Consider the following 17,598-nt stretch of genomic DNA (forward strand, 5'->3'; position numbering starts at 1 on the left):
GGTGCCAAGCAGATTCTCCCAGCTAAACTCCATCGCCCATTGGTTCGCCCCGATCCAGACCTCCTCATACAATCCAGTCCAGACGCCAGCCCAGCCTTGCCCGTTGCTCATCCCATTTCCAGGAGGCCCCCAAAACATTCCAGCAAAGATGAGTAGGCCAAGCACCCAGACCGAATAGAGTATTTGAGTTTGAAAGAGGGAACCACCCGCCCCTCCCAGCTCGATATAGTGGGGATGCTTTTGGGTCAACCAATCGGCGCGGCGCACCGGCGGCACATTGGTCATCACCGGCAAGGGGCTGAATACGGTACGGGCGCCGAGGCGCTCCTGCCTGTGCTGGCCGGCAAAAAACGGCAATGGGGAATGTTTCATAGGTCCTCGTTATCGGTTCAGCAGGGGTTGCAACTGGGCCACTATCTTGCCACGGGTCAGGGGGAAGTTGTCATCCTCGTCGAGTGCCTCCACCTGGCTCCAACCCGGCTCATCACCGGCCAGCTTGGCCTCTTCCTGCCCCTGCAACTGCTGCAGATTAAGGGAAAAGCGCAGCCCCCCCTGCTCCTCAAACAACTGGTTACCTTCCGCCGTGGTGACCGAGATCACCAGATGCAGCCACGCCATGCGCCGTCTACTGACTTCATCCTGGGGCCAGTCGAAGTCGAGGCGGGTATACAACCCCTCCTGTGCCACAGGTGCGGTCTGGCGAAAGTGGTCGGTGAAATCGACCAGCTTGCCCTCGCTCTTTACCAGGACGGCGAGTTTAACCTGCTCGGGGGCTGTCATGGGCAGCAGAATGCGCAGCTGGGTCAACACCCGTTGCTGTACCGGCACATCGACGATGGTGCCCACCATCAGCCTCTGCTGCGTCTTGGTCTCGGTGTTGTACTTAATCCTCAGGCGCGGGGTCTGCATCACCTCCTGCCACTTGCGCAGTTGCATATCGTACTCCCACTCCTGATTGGCGTGCAGAAATGGCAGCATGCCGCGCTTGCCCCAGCGAGACTCGCTGACCCAGCGCATCAGCGGGGTCGAGGTAAGGAAGTTATAGGCCAGCTCGCCACCGAAGATCAGGGCGCTGGCCAGCCACATATAAGGATTCAATCGAACCGCGAAGCGCAGCGTAACGGCGGCGGCCCGCTGCCAGCTGATCTCCCCGGCGATGGCAGCCATGCCGAGCCGGGTCCCAGCCAACATTACTTTTCCGCTGGCATAGGCTTGCAGGCCATCACCACTCAAGGTGATGGCCGAGGCGACCATGGGCTCCCACTCCCCCCGGCGCCAATGACGACCTATCTGAGAGGCTTGCTTATAACCATCAAACAATGCTGACCCTGTACCCAAAACAGCGACCAAAGTGGTCCCTAGCGTCACCACCCGGCCGGTCGCCTTTAGGCTGCTCTCAGCCCCCTCCTTGAGCCAGCGGCAATAGGCGGAAGTGCGCACCACCTCGACACCAAGCGCCAATGCAGCCCCCATCAACCCCAACGTGGCAGACCATAAGTCAAAGTTCTGTGCTCCTGTGTTTTCACTCTTATGGGCCAGATCCCCCACCGTCTTGGCAAAGTTGAACCAGTTGGCCATTAGTACTACCAGGCCCAGGCTGCCGCTGAGGGTTGCCCCGCCCAAGGCGGGTCTGGCCGCATTGCCAAACAGTACCTGGTTGCGCAAGGCGGCGCGGCTCAAACGCAAGTGCTCTTCTATCTCGGTCAGGGTAGCGCCGCTGGCCTTGACCACGATATGGGATACAGGGTGAGGCTCGCCGGGGCGGGCCACCGGCTGGCTGTGTGCAAACACCTGCTCGCGCAGCGCCGTACTTTCACGCTGCACCGCGGCCCACTCGGCATTGGCGCGAGCTCTAATCTTGCTGTCGGTGGCGGTACTCTTGCTCGCCTTGTTGTATTCACTGGTGGCAGACTCAGCGCGTTTGCGCAGCGTCCCCAACGTACCCAAGGTTTTCTGCTGCCACTGCGTGTAACCAGCATCACTCTGAGTGCCGATATCCAGGGTGACGGCCGCATTCTTCGCCTGACCCAACAGCATGGCAATGGTGCCGGGTCTGGCATGGCGCAGCAGGCTATCTGCCTGCCCCTGGGCCGCATGTATCCGTTCAGCCATTTTTTGCAGCTCGGGGATCGCCAGACGGCCGAGTTCCGACGCCAGCCTGCTCATGGAGCCTTGCAACTGTGCAGGGACGCTGTCTATGAGCTTGAGATGCACCCCTGCCATCTGTGCCTGAAACTCCTTGAGGCCAGCCAGGCCATCGATCAGTGCACTGGTACTGTCCTTCACCCCCAGCGCGTTGTTGATGTCCCCTTCAAGCCCGTCATAGTCTTCAACGGTAGCAATATTGTCGGCGTTGGAAACCCAGAGATGGGTGTTCTGCTCACCCAAGGTGGCGAAAAATACACTGACTTTCTGCCTGTGTTCCGGATCGTCTCCCAGACCAAGCAACCAGTGATACTCCTCATCCAGCCGACGTTTGAACTGCTCCTGCACCTCTTTGTCATAGACGGGAATGGCCGTGTAGGCCGCTGGCAGCATGGCAACCCTGTCGGTTTCAAGCTGGAAACAGCTTTCCCGCCAATGGGTGACCTTGGCCTGAGCCGGCCCGTACCAGGCGCGCATGGCCTCCTCATCGATGCGCTCCAGGATCCCTCGTGCTATCCGCATGCCCATCCAGCTTTCGCCGTAGAGCAGGTCTTTCTTCTGCTCACCGGCGCGGTCAAACATCGCCTTTAACTCTTGGCTGGAGACGCCTGCTTCCTTTGCCATCACGTCGTTCTTGGCCAGCTCGGAACGATAGGCTTCGAACGTCTTTTTATCGCCAAACGGCGAGGCGCTGGGGCGATTCATCTTCTCCAATGCGGCTTCATAGTCTTGCTTGGCCTTCCAATAGTCGCGATAGCGATTCTCCAACGCATTGGGATGGGCCTTGCTGTACTCGGCCAACTTTTGATTGTCCGCCGACTGCATCAACAAGAGGTCGTCGCTCATCTCAACCAGTTGGAGCAACTGAGCGGCAGCAAAGTAATCCGCCCGGTTATAACCTTCGGTCATCCATTGTTCTTCTTGCTCCACCATCGCCTGATAGGCGCTGGCCAACTCTGTCATCAGACCGATCGGATCCTCCAGCAGCAGGATGGCGGCCTCCCCCTGGTAAGCAGGCAGTATTTTGCTGGTCAATACGCTAGCACTTTGCGTTTTTGGCGTTTGGGTCAACCAACACCACTGATCGGTTTTGGCATGAGTGCTTTGCTGCGGGTGTACCTCTGCAAGATGCTTCTCAAGCTGCTCAGGTGGCAGCAGATGTCGAGACCCATTTTGACAATCAAAACCGCCCAACTGGCAGGTTTGCATCATCTTTTGACGTAGCTTGGGGGAGCGCAGCAGCTGGCCTTGCAGCTTGGGCGAGATCTTGGTGCGACTGTAAAGCACCTGCACAGAACCGGAACGACTGACCACTATGGTAGAGTCCGATTCCTGATAAACAAACGCCTCCTTGCCTGAGGCGGATGCCAGTCCTTTCTGCTCCAGCTTGGCAACGCCCCCGTTCTCCGCCAATTGATAGGCATGGATGATATCGGGGCGCTTGCTGTGGATCACATAGAGATAGCTCGTCTCGTCAATCAATCGGATCCCGACGGGGCGGTACTTGATGTTGGCAGCATGGTTGCTGGCTATGGCTGGATGGACCGTTTTCTGTTCAACCAACGCATAACGAACCGGTAATAGTTGAATCTTGTTCTTCTTCAATGGGCAAGCTTTAGTGCTCCCCTGAGCATTGGCACTGCTTGCTGCTGCAGCGTCTTGATTAGCACTCATATCTCAGTTCCCATTCTATGTTGTGTCTCGGCGAGCTCGGCGGCTCGCTCAATTCTCTGTGAGGGGGTGAGTGAAGAAGTACACATGAGCAGTGCTGTAATGGCGGGATAAGCGTCACTCTCCTTCCAGGCAGTGCCGAGGTAACCCAGTACATTGAAGAAAAACAACAGGTCCCTTGGGCTTTCGAACCCTTTGCCATAGCCCCATTCAGCCCACTCTGCGACCCACTGACGAGCATCAAGCTGTTCACCCAGACGTTCGGGGAACCATTTCTCCATATGGCGCCAGATATCATTTAGGGTGTTCAACCAGGTTACCTCTCCAAGACGTGTCCACTGGGCATCACTCAGACGTAGCAACTTGCCAACTGGCAGTTCCGACGTGGAAACCTTTTTGTTCCACCATTCGGCAGGGGAGTTTGGGCGCAGCAACTTGTGCACAGGGATCCATACCTGCTCAATAGCCTGCCAAAGCCAAGGCTCGTCATCGAGCAGTAGGCGGAACATGCCATCGGGTTGAGCCATCTTGAGCAAAATGCGACTACCGTAAGAACTTTCAACCTCGATCAATTGGCGTAGCCGCTCCGCGAGTGGTAATAACGGGAGACGAGAGGAAAGGAGATATCCCCACCCCTCTTCTCCGTGGGCATACCAATCGAGCAGTGCTGGTGACGCCTCAACCAAGCAGGGAGAGGCTTCTCGCAGGGCATCCCAAGGTGCATAGAGATATATAGGTTGATAGGCAGGGCTATCGGTTACCTCAAACAACTGCCGTTCAAGCTCGGGGATCTGCCCGCCATCGAGCAGCAGATAGAGGTGATCTCCTTTGGCCAAATCAAACTCGGGCAAAACCATTACTGGCTCTCCCCCTTGGCCAGCTGTTCACAAATTTCACAGACCGGTTCTGCCGATTTCAGCGTCGCGATTTGACGCGCAGGCTCCATGGGGGGAGGTGGGGCTACCACCTCAACTGCACCGGGCTGTATAGGCATCTGCCCCGCCCAGCCGGAACCGGATCCCGGGCTGCCGCCGGAGTTCATCTTGATGGAGCCGCCAGAGAGAGTGACACCGCTCGGATCGATTTTGACAAAACTGCCACCGACCTTGAGCGTCAACTCGGCGCCCGCTTCCATCACTATCTTCATCCCCGCCTTGTGGTGCGCCTCGGTGCCCACCTCCACCAGGAAAGATTGCCCGAGCTTCTGGTGCATGGAGGCATCCACGGTGAGCGAATAGTCTGCCTTGATCTGATCCCGCTTCTCGCCGTTCACGGTGAGATGGTCATTGGCCTTGATGCGGGTCACCCGCTCATTGTCGATGTCCCTGTGCTCGTCGTGTTTGATGTGCCAGGCCGCGTCGTTCTCGATGAGCCAATTCAGGTCTTTCTGACCGTGGATATAGATCTCTTCCTTGCCCGCCTGATCTTCGAATCTCAGCTCGTTGAACCCTTCCCCCTGATGGGTCTCGGTGCGCAGCACGGTGCGGGTCTTGTTGACCGGCAACTCGTAGGGCGGACGGTTGGTGGCGTGGTAGGTGCGGCCCGTGATAATCGGCTGATCCGGATCCCCTTCCAGGAAGCTCACTATCACCTCGTGGCCGATGCGCGGGATGGTCATCATGCCGTACTGACCGCCGGCCCAGCCCTGGCTCACCCGCACCCAGCAGGAGCTCTGATCGTTTGAGCTGCCGTAGCGGTCCCAGGGGAACTGCAGCTTCACCCGGCCGTGCTCGTCGCAGTAGATCTCTTCCCCTTCTGGCCCCACGACTATAGCGATCTGCGGGCCGTCCACCATGGGTTTGTGGGGGGCCTCAGGGCTACCGATGCGCGCGCGCCAAGTGGTATTCCCCTTCACCACCCCGAATTCGTTATGGTAGACGGTCGGGCCACTGCCTCCCTCCTCCTCCAGCGCCTGGGGCTGTTGGCCGGTGTGGCTGATGTGCACGATTTGCCAGTCGGCGTTGAGCACGCCGTTCGGGTGTTCGGTGAGGGAAAACGTCTGACCCGGCGACAGGGCCGCGCAGTTGGACTTACCCTGGCCGGTGACGGCGTCGTTGCGCAGGGCATCGAGCCGATGCTGGGCAAAGGCCTTGCCGCTCGGATCCCGCTTGTAGCGGCCTGGGGAGTCGAAATGCTGATAGGTATCGCGCTGATGGGCGAGCTCGGCGCCGCGCTGCTTGTGGGAGAGACCATAGGCCGGGGTCTTGAAGCTGTAGTCCTTGAGCTCCACATCCGACGTCCTCACCGCCTCCCGATAGTGGAACTGGCGCACATAGGGGCCCTGCTCCAAGGAGCGGTTGCCGAGGTTGAAGAAGAGCTCGGGGCCCGCGGTCAGCGCGGCGGCATCATCGGCAAAGACGATACGGTGCTTGCCGGTTTCAAATTCGTGGAAGTAGAAGAGCCCCTCTTCGGCGGCGAGCCGGTTCACGAAATCGAGATCTGTCTCTCGGTACTGGACGCAGTATTCCCGCTGGACGTGCTCGTTTTTCAGCGCGAAGGCGTAGTCGGTGATGCCGTGCTCTTGCAGCAAGATGGAGAGGATTTCGTCCGGCTTCTGGGCCTGGAAGATGCGGGAATTTTGGCGCAATGAGAGGCGCCACAGGGCCGGCTGCACCAACAGCTGATAGCGGGTGCGGCGAAAACCGCTGTCCCCCTGGGAAAAATCGCTCACCACACCGCACACCCGGCGCTGCAGCTCACCGTTGTACCAGATGAGCAGCTCGCAGGGCTGGTCCAGCACGGCGCCGAAGTCCACGTCCGGCTGGGGGCTGGCAAGTTCCAGCCTCAGCTGGAAGGGGCCGTTTAACGCCTCTTCCAGCGCAAATTCCGCCACCACGAAGGTGCTCTCTGGCAAGGCCCCCACCTTCACCGTGAACTGTAATCCCGTGCTGTTGGCCATCGTGAGCCCCTTGTCTGTTCGTGCCGTGGCTGGCGCGCTCAGCGGCGCGCCGTCGGTCATCTCAAGTTGGGTGAACGCCGCACGCGACGCTCACCGAACGGGAGAAACGCAAGCGGGCCGACAAGCGGCCCGGTGGATTCAGGAGAAGTTGCGATGGATGTAGGTCGCCAGTTCCCGGCTGCGATCATCCCCCCGCGTCTGCAGATCGGCGATCACTTCGCGCACCACACCGCGGTAGAGGACGGATCCATTTTGCAGTGTGCGGTGGTTGTGACCCACGTCGGTGAAGGTGGCGCCCCCCTTGTGCAGGTGCACATGGGGTTCTTTATGGTCGGGATAGAAACTCTCTTTGGGCATGATCCTTCCTCCAGTCAAAGAAGGGGGCCTCGGCCCCCTCGATCAGCGCGATCGCGGCAATTAGGCCTCGATCGGCGCACGCCAGTCGTCCGCACCGGAGGTACCGGCGACGGTGTGCTCCCAATCGATCTTGCGGTAGGCCAGGGAGACCTGGATCAGCTGGGTGAAGTCGGACATGGCCGGATCCTGGCAGTGCGGCATCTGGCAGTCGATGTCGACGATGGTGGCATCGGTCAGCACAGTGCTGAAGAAGTGCTCCTGCTTGCCCTCGACGGAGGTGCGGTACCACTTCAGGGTCACTTTCGGCAGCATTTCACCGGAGGCCAGGGAGTTGTACATCAGCGGCACGGCCTTGTTCAGGGCCACGGTGAACTTGAACGGTTTGTGGACGCGCTGACCGGCAGGCTGACCGGATTGCGGGTCGGTCGGCACGGTGACGACGTGCTGGAATTCCTGCACCAGCATCTCGTCTTCGTGGCCTTGCACGAAGATGTTGCCGACGGAGTCGGAGGTGAAGGCACCGGCGGTGATGTTGCCCTGGGTTTTACCTTCGATGCTGATATAACATGGAGTTGGCATGTGTATGCTCCTGATTGGTTGAACGGTGATGACACTCAACCGAAACCATTAGCAGCGACCATGCCATCTTATTTAATGCTTATATTTCAATGGGCTAGAAGAAATCATCCAGCACCAGACAGCACAAGTAGCGCAACAAACCGCATTCACCAACCACTTAAACCGTAAAGCATTGCATTATCAGCACATTCATCTGTCTGGCGGGCAATTAATTGCGCCAGACCGACGAGTCCACTGCTACTCATCCACATTGGCGACCGACGCCAGCTCCACATTCAGCCTGACGACCCCCTGCTTGAGTGCCCAGGAGATGGCCTGACACTTGCTGTTCGCCCCCAGCTTGGTCACCACGTTGTTCAGATGGAACGTCACCGTGCGCGGGGTGATCCCCAGGATCTGGGCAATGTCGCTGGTCTGCTTGCCCTCGGCGGCCCAGCGGCACACCTCCAGCTCCCGCAGGCTCAGGGCATCGTGGGGCGACAGGCCCACCAAGCAGACCCGCGCCACCGCTTCGAAGATGTGCATGGAGAGCCAGGTGAGGGAGGGCACATCCGCCAGCCACCGGGCTTCGGTGCGCGGCGCACTGGCGATCAGCGAGAGCAGGCCGACATGACCGTTGGCCCCGTGCCAGGGGAAGGTGATGCCATCGCACAACCCCGCCTCCCGGGCCAGGGTCATGACCGCCAGGCTCTGCTCGTCACACACTCCCTCCCCCATGAGATCCGCCCACAGGATGGGGGTGCTCTGTACCATGCCGCGCTGCACCACGGGATCGATGGCAAAGAAGTTCGCCTGGGTATAGGCATCCACCCAGGCCTGGGGGCAGCCATTGAAAATGATGACATCCGGCCGCTGTATGGTATTGGGGAAGATCAGGGCCATGCGAAAGTGATCAAACCCCATTTGTGCCGTCAGTTTGCGTAGCAGCGCCACTATGGTGCGTTCATCCTTGGCCCCGTCGAACTGGGAGATGAGGTCTAATGCGTCAGTTGTATCCATGTCATTATCTTGCTTGAAACGTTAGCCACATTGTTCAGCCCCAACCCCAATGGACGCTGAACCGACCGTTAACAAATAGCAACAGCCAGGCTACAAAAACAAAAAGACCCGGTGACGTGAGTCAGCTGGGCCATATGAGTGAATGGTCGGAACCACTCGAAACCAAACCTACCATCCCATAAAAACGGGAACAGACCTAATTATTAATATATTTAGTAAATAAAAACTCCAATTGACATATTTTACACAATTAAAATCTGCAAAACTCAGCATATTAAACTGCCGCATCTTGCCGTTCTGACCCCGTTTGGGCGGAGTAGCCGCTCATCTTCACCGATGAAACCCCATACAAGCCCATCCCCATCAGAAACCCGGGCCTGCTGGTACCGGGCAGGGATATAGGTGCTGATATCAATGGTTTATATAGGTGGCTGATATGGAAATTAAGCCGGATCCGAGATCCGGCTCACAGGCCGCACGGCTAGGGCTCAGATGATTGAGTCTCTCCCCTAGTCTGATAACAGCGTCTCTCAGGGACGCTCCCCCAGCGCCAGCCGGCGGTTGATGTCGGCGACCACGGGGGCTATGTCCGCCAGGGTGTCGATCACATAGTGGGCCCCCGCCTGGCGCAGCCTGGCCTCGGCGGGGGCGCGCCGCGCGGCTATCTCCTCCTGCCCCATGGCCGCAAACTCCTCCAGGGTGGCGCCAAACTCGTTGCCGGAGACAGAGAGCCCCACGGTCCACATGCCGGCGTTCAGACCCTCGTCAATGCCGGGCGCGGCGTCGTCCACCTTGATGCAGCGATGCACGGCGCTTAGCCCGAGCTCAATCACATTGGCCAACGCCATCCAGGGGCCGGGGCGCCCGCCGGCCCCGAGATCGTCGGTAGCAACCCAGTGATCCGGGCGATAGCCCAGCTCGGCAGCCGCCGGCACCAGGGCCTCCATCACGGGGCGTGGATAGCCGGAGCAGGAGCCGATGCGAAGCCCCTGGGCCCGCAGGCTCGCCAGCACAGGCAATACGCCCGGGATGGGGGCGGCGAAGCGGGTCACCGCCGCTACCTGCAGCGGCATGAAGGTGTGATAGAGGTGATCCACCTCTTCACGGCTCATGGGGTGGCCGAAGCGGGCCTGCCAGCGGGCATCCACCGAGGGCAGGCGGCCCAGGGTCGCGATGTGATCCCACTTGCCAAGGCCCATAGGCTGGCGCGCCTCGTCCAGGGTCACCTCGAAATCGTAAGCCCGGGCGAACGCCTCCACGAAGATGGAGGTCGGCGCAAAGGAGCCAAAGTCCACTACTGTGCCGGCCCAATCGAGGATCAGCCCCTGGACGTCCGTGGCGCTGTGAATGGCTATCTGTGTCTCAGTCATGTGAGTTTTCCTGTTCTTGTGAGGCTTCGATCTCGCCGAGGGCCTGATCGAGGATGGCAATGGCCTGCGCCAGATCGGCGCGGCTGATGTTGAGGGGGGGTGAGAGCTGGATGACGTTGCCCTGGGAGACCTTGAAGCTCAGGCCCAGCGCGAGGCAGCGATAGAGCAGCCGCTCGGCGGCGGCGCTGGCCCGGGTCCGACTCTGGTGATCTGCCACCAGATCCAGCGCCCACAGGAGGCCGATGCCGCGCACCTGACCTATCAGGGGGTGGCGCTCGGCTAGCTTCCCAAGTTCGGCGGCCATGAAGCGGCCGTCCTCCTGCACCTTGGCCAGCAGCCCCTCTTCACGGATCACGGCTATGGTGGCCAGGGCCGCCGCGCAGCCGATGGGGCTCTTCTCATGGGTGTAGTGGCCCAGGGAGATGGCGGCCGCCTGATTGAAGCGATCCCGGGTGATGAGGGCGGCAAACGGAACAATGCCTCCCCCCAGCCCCTTGCCGAGGCAGATGATGTCGGGCTCGATGCCGAACTCCTCGAAGCTGAACCAGTGGCCGGTGCGACCGAGGGCATTGGGGATCTCGTCGACGATGAGCAGCACCCCATGGCGATCGCAGATCTCCCGCACCCGCTGCCAGTAGGCACGAGATGGCACCTGCACGTCCGTGTTGCGGATGGGCTCGGCGATGAAGGTGCCTATGCCCCCTTCCTTCTCAATCACGTATTCGAGGTAGTCGGCGTAGTGCAGATCCTCACCCTCGCCGCGATACCAGGCCCCGCGATAACGGGTGGGAGGCGGGATCCGCTCCACCCCGGGGAGCAGAGGCCCCATCCCGGCGCGAAAACAGGCCTCACCGCCGACCGAGATGGCATCCAGGGAGGCGCCGTGGAAGGCATCCCAGAGCGAGACCACCTTGCTGTTGCCCGTGATGAAGCGGGCGAGCTTGAGGGCGATGCCCACCACCTCGCTGCCCCCTGGCGCAAACAGCACCCGATTGAGATCGCCGGGAGCCAGCTCCGCCAGGGTGCGGGCACAGTCGATGGCGACCCTATGGGTGTAGCGGCGCGGCGCGAACGGCAGATCCGCCAGCTGCTGCTGCACCCGCGCCACCACGCTAGGGTGACCGTGGCCGAGCTGGTGCACGCTGTTGCCGTGAAAATCGAGATACTGATGGCCGGAGGCGCTGGTCAGCCGGCTCCCCTGCGCCCCCGTCAACAGATCGAGGCAGGGGCTGGAGAGGGCCTGATGGAGGAAATAGCGGCCATCTTCGGCCAGGCCATCACGCACCGGCTCGCTCTGCCCCGCCCACCAGCGCAGGCGCGCCTCCCCCAGGTTGATGTCCCCCTCGGTGTCGGCGAGGCCGCCGCCGGGCAGGGCCGGATGGCGGCTCATCGCGCCCCCTCCTGCCAGTAGCAGGCGCCGGCCATGGCGCTCAGCAGCCCACGCACCCGGGCCGGAGTCACGTCCCCTATGTTGCCGATGCGAAAGCAATCCGCCTGGGAGACCTTGCCTGGATAGATGACGAAGCCCTGGGCCTTGAGGCGCTGATAAAAATCGACGAAGCGATAGTCGGGATGGGTGGGGGAGTAAAAAGCCGTGATGATGGGGGATTGCCAGGGCGCGGGTAGCAGGGGCTCGAAGCCGAGGGCGGCCATGCCTTTCACCAGGGTGCGCTGGTTCTCTTGATAGCGGCGGTAGCGGGCGGCTATGCCCCCCTCTTCCTCCAGCTCCCGCAGCGCCTGGGCGAAGGCCAGCACGGTGTGGGTCGGCGAGGTGAAGCGCCACTTGCCCCCCTGCTGCTCCATGGTCTGCCACTGGGCGTGCAGATCGAGGGAGACGGAGCGGGCCCGACCGGCGCAGGCCGCGAGAGCCGAGCGGCGGGCGATGACGAAGCCAAAACCCGGCACCCCCTGGATGCACTTGTTGGCGGAGCTGATGAGAAACTCGATGCCAAGGCGCCCCATGTCGATGGGGATGCCGCCAAAGCTGCTCATGGCATCGACGATGAGCCGGATGCCGCGGCGCTGGCAGAGCGCCGCCACCTCTTCCAGCGGGTTCAGCATGCCGGTGGTGGTCTCGCAGTGCACCATGGCCAGGTGGGTGATCCCGGGGTGCTGGCCGAGCAGGGCCTCGATGGCCGCCGCCTCCGGGCGCGCCGTCTCGCCGCAGTCGAGCTCTAGGTGGCGCAGGCCAAGGCAGATCGCCATCTCCACCATGCGGGCCCCGTAGGCACCGTTGTTGATGATGAGCAGGCAGTCATCAGGCCCGAGCGCCGAACCCAGCACGCTCTCCACCACGTAGCTGCCGCTGCCCTGCAGCAGCACGGTGCTGTAGTCGGCAACATATTGCGGGCTCATGGCCAGGCGCACCAGCTCGTGGCGGATGGGCTCCACCACCCCCAGGTTGTAGTCCGCATCCCAGGTGCAGCTGTCCTGCAACATGGCGGCGCGCACCGTGGGGGTGGTCGAAAGGGGGCCCGGGGTCAACAGCAGGTAGTCGACGGCAGTTGGGGCGGCAGGGATGTGGGTCATGGCTTGCTCCATTTGGTATATACCAGATAGAGCCTATTGTGGTGATCTCCTCCTCCCGGGTCAAAGGGGTGCCCCATCGTGCAACAAAAAATTCATTTTCGGCGTCATCCTCGCGATAATCTAGGGATCCTGAGCCAGAGACCAAAACTGGTCTCTACCAAGTATCGTTTCGTCCACAAGGATCACCATGAGCAAACCCCAATACCTGCAGATCAAGGACGCCCTCGCCACCCAGATCCAGGCGGGCGGACTGCAGGCCAACGACAAGCTCCCCTCGGAGCGGCTGCTGGGAGAGCTCTACGGCACCACCCGGGTCACCATCCGCGAGGCCCTGGTGCAACTGGAGGCAAGCGGTCTCATCTACCGGGAGGACAGGCGCGGCTGGTTCGTCACTCCACCCCGTTTTCGCCTGAACCCGAGGCGCACCTCCAACTTCCACCAGATAGTGCGCGAGCAGGGAGGAGAGCCTCACACCGAGCTGCTGGAGAAGAGCCGCCAGGCGGTCCCTCCGGCCCTGATGGCGCGGCTGCAGCTCAAGCCGTTCGACAGCCTGTTCCTGCTCAAGCGGCTGCGTTACGCCAACGGGCGCGCCCTCTGCTACTGCGAGAACCACTGCCTGCCCGAACGGGTGCCCGGCCTGCTTGAGCTGGATCTCAACGGCAGCCTGACCGAGATCTACGAGGCCCATTACGGCCTGCAGTACGCCCGCATGCAGGTGCGTTTCTTCCCCACCGCCCTGCCGGACGAGGTGGCCAAGGCGCTGGGAGCCACCGCCGGGCTACCCGCCCTGCGCCTGGAGCGACTCAACTTCGATCAGCACGGCCGGGTGCTCGACTTCGATCTGGAATACTGGCGCCACGACAGCCTGGAGATAGAGGTGGATACCGAGGAGTAGCCTCATCAAAACGTCACGGGGCCGTCACTTGAACGTCATAATCCTCCCCTAGCCTCTCTCTCGACCAATCTGGTTTATACCAATTTCGATGGAGACAGAGGATGAAACAGGGAACCCCCTTGCTGGCGAGCGCACTGCTGGCCGCCATGACAGCCCCGGTGATGGCCGCGACCGACCTCACCGTCTATACCGCCTTCGAGCCGGAGCAGCTCACCGAGCTGAAGACCGCCTTCGAGCGCCAGCACCCGGACATCCAGATCAAGTGGGTGCGGGACTCCACCGGCGTGGTCACCGCCCGGCTGCTGGCCGAGAAGGCCCAGCCCAAGGCGGACGTGGTGTGGGGGCTGGCGGCCACCAGCCTGATGCAGCTCGATCAGCAGCAGATGCTGGCAGGCTACGCGCCCAAGGGGCTGGACAAGCTCGACAGCCGCTTCCGTGACCCCAAGGCGGAGCCGCACTGGATCGGGCTGGATGCCTTCTTCAGCGCCATCTGTTTCAACAAGGTCGAGGCCGAAAAGCAGGGGATCCCGGCGCCCACCAGCTGGAGCGACCTCACCAAGCCCATCTACAAGGGCAAGGTGATCATGCCAAACCCCAGCTCGTCCGGTACCGGCTTCCTGAGCGTGGCGGGCTGGCTGCAGAGCATGGGCGAGCAGCAGGGCTGGCAGTTCATGACAGGCCTGCACCAGAACATAGACCGCTACACCCACTCGGGCTCGGCCCCGTGCAAACTGGCGGCCAGCGGCGAGACTGTGGTCGGTATCTCCTTTGACTTCCCCGCCACCAGCCTCAAGGGCAAGGGCGCCCCCATAGACGTTATCTTCCCGAGCGAAGGCTCAGGCTGGGACATGGAAGCCGCCGCCATCCTCAAGGGCACCCCCAAACTCGAAGCGGCCAAGCAGTTGCTGGACTTCGCCGCCACCGAGCAGGCCAACAGCCTGTACAACAAGTCCTTCGCCGTGGTCGCCATTCCCCAGGTCGCCAAGGCCAGGGACGGATACCCCGCCGACATCAAGGGCCAGATGATCGAGAACGACTTCGCCTGGGCAGCCCGCGAGCGCAACCAGATCCTGAGCCAGTGGACCGCCAGCTTCGACGGCAAGTCAGAGGCCAAGCAGTAAGCGCCATCCTGGCGAGCATGACGCATCAACAAGGCCGACCCTAGTCGGCCTTTTGTCGTTGATGGCAGGAGCCAGATTCATCATCGATGCCTGCCAAGGCGCTCACCCTGGCCCCTCTGCCCTGACCCCGCAGCCATGACCCCCGACCATCACGCTCCCGTCATCTTTCTGTCATGGCACGGTCACACTTCAATCGCAAACTGGTATATACCAAATCAGCAGTGAGTCAGACCATGAGCCGGCCCTACCTGGACATCCAGCACCTCAACAAGCACTTCGGGAGCTTTCAGGCCCTGAAAGAGATCTCCCTCGCCGTCGCGCAGGGAGAGTTCGTCTGCTTCCTCGGCCCCTCCGGCTGTGGCAAGACCACCTTGCTGCGGGCCATCGCCGGCCTGGATCTGCCGGACGGCGGCGAGATCTGGCAGGGAGGGCGCAACATCTCCCAGCTGCCGCCCCAGCAGCGGGACTTTGGCATCGTCTTCCAGTCCTACGCCCTGTTTCCCAACTTGACGGTGGCCCAGAACATCGCCTTCGGCCTCGAGAACCAGAGGCAGGACAAGGAGAGCATCCAGCAGAAGGTGCAGCACTGGCTGGCGCTGGTCGGCCTCGAGGCCCAGTCCCACAAGTACCCGAGCCAGATTTCCGGCGGCCAGCAGCAGCGGGTGGCGCTGGCCAGGGCTCTGGCCCTCTCCCCCGGTCTGCTGTTGCTCGACGAGCCTCTGAGCGCCCTCGATGCCCTGGTGCGCACTCACCTGCGCAGCGAGATCCGCGCCCTGCAACAACGCCTCGGCATCACCACCATCATGGTGACCCACGATCAGGAGGAAGCCCTGACCATGGCGGATCGCATCGTCGTGATGGAGGGGGGCCGAATCGTGCAGGTGGGCACGCCCCAGGAGATCTACCACAGGCCGGCGAGCCGCTTCGTGGCAAGCTTCGTCGGCACCATGAACTTCCTCGACGCCCTGGTGCTGAGCCCGCAGCAGGTACGCCTGAACGAGCAGCCCCTGGCGCTGGCCAACCGGGCCGCGGCCGGCAGCAAGCTGCAGATAGCCATTCGCCCCGAGGCCATCAGCCTCTCCCCCCCGGCCCAGAACGGCTTGCAGGCCGAGGTGACGCAGGTGGAGTTTCTCGGCGCCACCCAGCGCCTCATCTGCAGCGCCCAGACCTACCTCGGCCCTCAGCAGGTGCTGGTACAAGGCCCCAACGACGAACGGACCCAGTGGCGCACCGGCATGCTCTGCTCCCTGCACTGGCCCGCAAATGCCGTGCAGTGTTTCGACGGGGAGGCCCTATGACGCTGCAATCCAAGACGTTCGGGGCAACCCGAATGGCTAACGGATGGCGCCAGCACCTAACGGGCTGGAGCCGGGACAGCCTCATTCAGCTCGTGCTGTTGTTGCTCGGCATAACCCTGCTGGCCGGCGGCCTGCTGCTGCCCCTGCTCGCCATGCTGCAAAAGAGCCTGCAGGACCTGGACGGTAACTGGGTGGGGCTCACCAACTTTCGGGACTACTTCCTCTCCCCGAACCTGACTCGCACCATAGGCAACACCCTCTGGCTCGGCCTGCTCATCACGCCCCTGGTGGTCACTGTCGCCTTCGGTTACGCCTATGCCCTCACCCGCACCTGCATGCCGGGCAAGGGGCTGTTTCGGCTCATCGGCCTCATTCCCCTGCTGATGCCTTCCCTGCTGCCCGCCATCAGCCTGGTCTACTGGTTCGGCAATCAGGGCATCGCCAAGGAATTGCTGGGGGGAGAGAGCATCTATGGCCCCATCGGCATAGTGATGGGGCTCGGCTTCTGGTGCTTCCCCCACGCCCTGATGATCCTCATCACGGCCCTTGGTCACAGCGACGCCCGCCTGTACGAGGCCGCCAGGGTGCTCGGCAGCTCGCCCCTTCGCACCTTCCTCACCGTGACCCTACCCACCGCCCGCTACGGCCTCCTGAGTGCCGCCATCGCGGTATTCACCCTGACCATCTGCGACTTCGGGGTGGCCAAGGTGATCGGCGGCCAGTACAGCGTGCTGGCCACCGACATCTATCGCCAGGTGATCGGCATGCAGAACTTCTCCCTGGGAGCGGTCGCCAGCGTCACCCTGCTGCTGCCCGCCCTGCTGAGCTTCGCACTCGAGCACAGGGTGCGCAGCAAGATGCAGGAGCAGAGCAGCAGCAAGTCCGTGCCTTACCGCCCCACCCCGCACAAGGTGCGGGATCTGCTGGCGCTGCTCTGGTGCGGGCTCTGGGCCCTGCTGTTCCTGGCCCTGGTCGGCATGGCGGTCTATGGCTCCCTGGTGCAGTTCTGGCCCTACAACCTCAGCCTGACCCTGGAGCACTATGCCTTCGACAGCAACAGCGTCTACGGCTGGCAACCCTTCACCAACACCCTCAAGCTCGGCGCCCTTACCGCCATCTTTGGCACTGGCCTCATCATGGTGCTGGCCTGGGCCCAGGAGAAGGGGTGCCACTTCGCCCCCCTGCGTCAACTGATGCACCTGCTTGCCATGCTCTCCCTGGCGGTGCCGGGCATGGTGCTGGGGCTGGGTTACATCTTCTTCTTCAACCGACCGGACAGCCTGCTCGGCAGCCTCTACGGCACTCTGCCGCTGATGGTGCTCTCCTGCATCATCCACTACTACACTGTGGGTCACATGACGGCGCTCACCAGCCTCAAGCAGCTGCCGCGGGAGCTGGAGCTGGTCGCCATCTCCCTGCGCATCCCGCTGATCAAGGCGTTCTGGCGCGTCACCCTGCCCGCCAGCCTGCCCGCCCTGCTGGAGGTCTTCATCTACCTCTTCGTCAACGCCATGACCACCACCTCGGCGGTGATCTTCCTCTACTCCAGCGACAGCGTGCTCGCCTCCATCGCCGTGCTCAACATGGAGGACTCCGGCGACACAGCCGCCGCCGCCGCCATGGCCACCCTGATCCTGCTGGCGGCCGCCAGCGTCAAGCTGCTGCAACTTGGTCTCAGCCGTACCCTGCTGACCCACACCCAGCGCTGGCGCCAACCCTGACTCTCAACGGAGAA

The 17,598-nt window shown here is 62.0% G+C and carries 13 protein-coding genes; 4 read left to right on the plus strand and 9 right to left on the minus strand.

Features of this window, described 5'->3' with window-relative positions; translation table 11 throughout:
• Positions 1-381 precede the first annotated feature (381 nt).
• The 9 genes from ACRCYW_RS11775 to phnW all read right to left on the minus strand — a co-directional run bounded on the left by ACRCYW_RS11775 (position 382) and on the right by phnW (position 12,549).
• Positions 382-3,819, minus strand: coding sequence for a toxin VasX (locus ACRCYW_RS11775; protein ID WP_438550279.1), 3,438 nt, complete (start codon positions 3,817-3,819; stop codon positions 382-384).
• Positions 3,816-4,673 (minus strand): DUF4123 domain-containing protein, encoded by an 858-nt coding sequence (locus ACRCYW_RS11780; protein ID WP_438550280.1) that lies wholly within the window; start codon positions 4,671-4,673, stop codon positions 3,816-3,818. The genes ACRCYW_RS11775 and ACRCYW_RS11780 overlap by 4 nt, the downstream gene beginning before the upstream one ends.
• Positions 4,673-6,715, minus strand: coding sequence for a type VI secretion system Vgr family protein (locus ACRCYW_RS11785; protein ID WP_438550281.1), 2,043 nt, complete (start codon positions 6,713-6,715; stop codon positions 4,673-4,675). The genes ACRCYW_RS11780 and ACRCYW_RS11785 overlap by 1 nt, the downstream gene beginning before the upstream one ends.
• Before the next feature lie 138 nt (positions 6,716-6,853).
• Positions 6,854-7,072 (minus strand): hypothetical protein, encoded by a 219-nt coding sequence (locus ACRCYW_RS11790; protein ID WP_438550282.1) that lies wholly within the window; start codon positions 7,070-7,072, stop codon positions 6,854-6,856.
• 60 nt (positions 7,073-7,132) lie between these two features.
• On the minus strand, positions 7,133-7,651 hold the full coding sequence (gene hcp1, locus ACRCYW_RS11795) for a type VI secretion system effector Hcp1 (protein WP_438550283.1): 519 nt from the start codon (positions 7,649-7,651) through the stop codon (positions 7,133-7,135).
• A gap of 237 nt (positions 7,652-7,888) precedes the next feature.
• The gene (locus tag ACRCYW_RS11800; protein WP_438550284.1) at positions 7,889-8,650 is read right to left on the minus strand and encodes a LuxR family transcriptional regulator; all 762 of its coding nucleotides are present in this window, start codon (positions 8,648-8,650) and stop codon (positions 7,889-7,891) included.
• 530 nt (positions 8,651-9,180) lie between these two features.
• Entirely contained in the window at positions 9,181-10,020 is an 840-nt protein-coding gene (gene phnX, locus ACRCYW_RS11805; protein WP_438550285.1) for a phosphonoacetaldehyde hydrolase, read from the minus strand.
• The gene (locus ACRCYW_RS11810) at positions 10,013-11,410 is read right to left on the minus strand and encodes an aspartate aminotransferase family protein (RefSeq protein WP_438550286.1); all 1,398 of its coding nucleotides are present in this window, start codon (positions 11,408-11,410) and stop codon (positions 10,013-10,015) included. Before ACRCYW_RS11810 ends, phnX begins: the two co-directional genes overlap by 8 nt.
• Positions 11,407-12,549: a 2-aminoethylphosphonate--pyruvate transaminase gene (gene phnW / locus ACRCYW_RS11815; protein WP_438550287.1), complete on the minus strand. Its 1,143-nt coding sequence runs from the start codon at positions 12,547-12,549 to the stop codon at positions 11,407-11,409. The genes ACRCYW_RS11810 and phnW overlap by 4 nt, the downstream gene beginning before the upstream one ends.
• Positions 12,550-12,736: 187 nt before the next feature.
• Between phnW and phnR the strand changes: the two genes are divergently transcribed.
• The 4 genes from phnR to ACRCYW_RS11835 all read left to right on the plus strand — a co-directional run bounded on the left by phnR (position 12,737) and on the right by ACRCYW_RS11835 (position 17,584).
• Positions 12,737-13,444 carry a phosphonate utilization transcriptional regulator PhnR gene (gene phnR / locus ACRCYW_RS11820; RefSeq protein ID WP_100860834.1) on the plus strand — a complete coding sequence of 236 codons (708 nt, stop codon included), beginning with the start codon at positions 12,737-12,739 and terminating at the stop codon, positions 13,442-13,444.
• Between the two features lie 101 nt (positions 13,445-13,545).
• Entirely contained in the window at positions 13,546-14,565 is a 1,020-nt protein-coding gene (locus ACRCYW_RS11825; RefSeq protein ID WP_332502445.1) for a putative 2-aminoethylphosphonate ABC transporter substrate-binding protein, read from the plus strand.
• A gap of 233 nt (positions 14,566-14,798) precedes the next feature.
• The gene (locus ACRCYW_RS11830) at positions 14,799-15,863 is read left to right on the plus strand and encodes a putative 2-aminoethylphosphonate ABC transporter ATP-binding protein (protein WP_438550288.1); all 1,065 of its coding nucleotides are present in this window, start codon (positions 14,799-14,801) and stop codon (positions 15,861-15,863) included.
• Between the two features lie 32 nt (positions 15,864-15,895).
• The gene (locus ACRCYW_RS11835; RefSeq protein ID WP_438550289.1) at positions 15,896-17,584 is read left to right on the plus strand and encodes a putative 2-aminoethylphosphonate ABC transporter permease subunit; all 1,689 of its coding nucleotides are present in this window, start codon (positions 15,896-15,898) and stop codon (positions 17,582-17,584) included.
• Positions 17,585-17,598: the final 14 nt, after the last annotated feature.

Origin of the sequence: Aeromonas sp. (assembly GCF_051657805.1) — a bacterium.
Taxonomy (GTDB): Bacteria; Pseudomonadota; Gammaproteobacteria; order Enterobacterales; family Aeromonadaceae; genus Aeromonas.